The organism is Bradyrhizobium sp. Ses1 (assembly GCF_059512365.1).
Map to the genome: position 1 here is coordinate 2,501 of NZ_JCAMOQ010000122.1, position 3,414 is coordinate 5,914.

Sequence of the window (3,414 nt, forward strand, 5' to 3'; positions counted from 1 at the left end):
ACGCATCTTGGGCTCCGTCTGTTTGTAGGTGTCCGGTTTCAGGTCTATTTCACTCCCCTCGTCGGGGTGCTTTTCACCTTTCCCTCACGGTACTGGTTCACTATCGGTCGCTGAGGAGTACTTAGGCTTGGAGGGTGGTCCCCCCATGTTCAGACAGGATTGCACGTGTCCCGCCTTACTCAAGGATACATCATCGCATTACCCGTACGGGGCTATCACCCTCTAAGGCCCTGCTTTCCTGACAGGTTCCGGTTGTCTTTGATGTATCACTGGCCTGGTCCGCGTTCGCTCGCCACTACTAACGGAGTCTCGATTGATGTCCTTTCCTCCAGGTACTTAGATGTTTCAGTTCCCTGGGTTCGCTTGAAACCTCCTATTTTATTCAGAAGTCTCATACCTTCTCTTGATAACCGGAAATCCAAAACCTCGCGGCTTGATTTCTCGCATTTCTGGTCGAACCCCAAAACACAAGGTCTTGGAGTTCCGGCTATCGAAGGTGGGTTTCCCCATTCGGAAATCCGTGGATCAAAGCTTCTTCGCAGCTCCCCACGGCTTATCGCAGCGTAGCACGTCCTTCATCGCCTCTCAGCGCCAAGGCATCCACCGAACACCCTTAAGGCACTTGATTGCTCTCATTATCAATGTCCACACACTCGGCAGAATGTATGCCGCCCAATCGCAGTGAGACCGAAATCCCAAAGCGCGCACCCTCGATGAATGCTGCTTGCGCGGCCGGACATTGATTAGAAAGACCAGCTTGCTTCGTAAGATCGAACCAATAGCGAGGCGGTCAAGCTTCGCTAACAAGGATCATTTTACAACCCGTTCATCTTGCGATGAACGAGCGCCGAAAATGATCTGGAGATAGTGAATGAGCACCCGCGAATTGCTCCGCAGATCCCAAACTTGGATCGATCTCCTCTTTACGATGTCAGATAACACGCACACCGCGTCCATCCGGACTGCGTGTGCGAATTGATGTTTCGCGGACGATGATGCTTCAGTCGAGGCGCCAGCCCGTCTTCGCTCTTCGAGCTTCGACGCGGCAGCCTTCGCTTTGGTTGGCTTGCCGAGCCGTAGCTGGCGATCCGCCAGCGAAGGCTGGTGGAGCCAGACGGGATCGAACCGACGACCTCATGCTTGCAAAGCACGCGCTCTCCCAGCTGAGCTATGGCCCCGTAACCAGAAGACGAATGCCCGATTGATTTAGCCCGCCTTCGCCAAGGCTACGGCGCGGCAGCCTCGTCTCGAAGGGCCTGCCTGGCCGAAGCAGCGAAGCGCGAAGGCTGGTGGGCCTGGGAAGACTTGAACTTCCGACCTCACGCTTATCAAGCGCGCGCTCTAACCAACTGAGCTACAAGCCCCTAACGCTCATCCTACAAAGGATTAGGAACCCGCTCGCGCGCAACCGGCTTTCGCCGATGCATCGCACAGCGCTCTAGCCCCTGGCGCGTGTTCGTCCGCGAAGAAAGAGAAACGAAGACGGCGAAATCCCGCCTATGGAGCTCAAGCGATCTGGCGATCGATTGGCCCCGAGATGTTTCTAAAACGATCCGATAGTGAGCGTGAGCTCTCTGAAGGACCATCCTTAGAAAGGAGGTGATCCAGCCGCAGGTTCCCCTACGGCTACCTTGTTACGACTTCACCCCAGTCGCTGACCCTACCGTGGCCGGCTGCCCCCTTTCGGTTAGCGCACCGTCTTCAGGTAAAACCAACTCCCATGGTGTGACGGGCGGTGTGTACAAGGCCCGGGAACGTATTCACCGTGGCGTGCTGATCCACGATTACTAGCGATTCCAACTTCATGGGCTCGAGTTGCAGAGCCCAATCCGAACTGAGACGGCTTTTTGAGATTTGCTAGGACTTGCGTCTTCGCTTCCCATTGTCACCGCCATTGTAGCACGTGTGTAGCCCAGCCCGTAAGGGCCATGAGGACTTGACGTCATCCCCACCTTCCTCGCGGCTTATCACCGGCAGTCTCCTTAGAGTGCTCAACTAAATGGTAGCAACTAAGGACGGGGGTTGCGCTCGTTGCGGGACTTAACCCAACATCTCACGACACGAGCTGACGACAGCCATGCAGCACCTGTCTCCGGTCCAGCCGAACTGAAGAACTCCGTCTCTGGAGTCCGCGACCGGGATGTCAAGGGCTGGTAAGGTTCTGCGCGTTGCGTCGAATTAAACCACATGCTCCACCGCTTGTGCGGGCCCCCGTCAATTCCTTTGAGTTTTAATCTTGCGACCGTACTCCCCAGGCGGAATGCTTAAAGCGTTAGCTGCGCCACTAGTGAGTAAACCCACTAACGGCTGGCATTCATCGTTTACGGCGTGGACTACCAGGGTATCTAATCCTGTTTGCTCCCCACGCTTTCGTGCCTCAGCGTCAGTATCGGGCCAGTGAGCCGCCTTCGCCACTGGTGTTCTTGCGAATATCTACGAATTTCACCTCTACACTCGCAGTTCCACTCACCTCTCCCGAACTCAAGATCTTCAGTATCAAAGGCAGTTCTGGAGTTGAGCTCCAGGATTTCACCCCTGACTTAAAGACCCGCCTACGCACCCTTTACGCCCAGTGATTCCGAGCAACGCTAGCCCCCTTCGTATTACCGCGGCTGCTGGCACGAAGTTAGCCGGGGCTTATTCTTGCGGTACCGTCATTATCTTCCCGCACAAAAGAGCTTTACAACCCTAGGGCCTTCATCACTCACGCGGCATGGCTGGATCAGGCTTGCGCCCATTGTCCAATATTCCCCACTGCTGCCTCCCGTAGGAGTTTGGGCCGTGTCTCAGTCCCAATGTGGCTGATCATCCTCTCAGACCAGCTACTGATCGTCGCCTTGGTGAGCCATTACCTCACCAACTAGCTAATCAGACGCGGGCCGATCTTTCGGCGATAAATCTTTCCCCGTAAGGGCTTATCCGGTATTAGCACAAGTTTCCCTGTGTTGTTCCGAACCAAAAGGTACGTTCCCACGCGTTACTCACCCGTCTGCCGCTGACGTATTGCTACGCCCGCTCGACTTGCATGTGTTAAGCCTGCCGCCAGCGTTCGCTCTGAGCCAGGATCAAACTCTCAAGTTGGACTTGAAACTTTGAACCGGCTGATCACAACGTTTGACGAGGTCCACACCGAAATCGCACAGCGATTCACATCGCTGGCGACCTGACCTCAATGAAGAGGCCATGGTGTAACCTTATTCAAAACGTGTACCGCCGAAGTCTTTCGTCCGGTCCCGATCGGGAAAACCGAGGTTTTCAAAATCGAGACCCGCAAGGACTCCGCCGTCCACGTTTCTCTTTCTTCATCTTCACTTGTCAAACAGCCCGAGATCCGAAGACCTCACACCCTTAGGAGGGTTCCGACCCTCTTCACCCGACGGCGAATCCCCAACCGATTTACGTCGGCTGTTGAGT

General features: G+C 55.2%; 2 tRNA genes and 2 rRNA genes (1 of these 4 running past the window's edge). All 4 read right to left on the minus strand.

From position 1 onward, the window contains the following. Positions 1 to 628: ribosomal RNA gene (locus AC5ZG5_RS45495) — 23S ribosomal RNA — on the minus strand; it reaches 2,212 nt to the left of the window's first position. A gap of 474 nt (positions 629 to 1,102) precedes the next feature. Continuing rightward, positions 1,103 to 1,178, minus strand: a tRNA-Ala gene (locus AC5ZG5_RS45500). A 109-nt stretch (positions 1,179 to 1,287) separates the two neighbouring features. Next, positions 1,288 to 1,364: transfer RNA gene (locus tag AC5ZG5_RS45505), tRNA-Ile, on the minus strand. 228 nt (positions 1,365 to 1,592) lie between these two features. Next, positions 1,593 to 3,081, minus strand: a 16S ribosomal RNA gene (locus AC5ZG5_RS45510). The 16S and 23S rRNA genes sit together here with 2 tRNA genes alongside, the layout of an rRNA operon. Positions 3,082 to 3,414 lie beyond the last annotated feature (333 nt).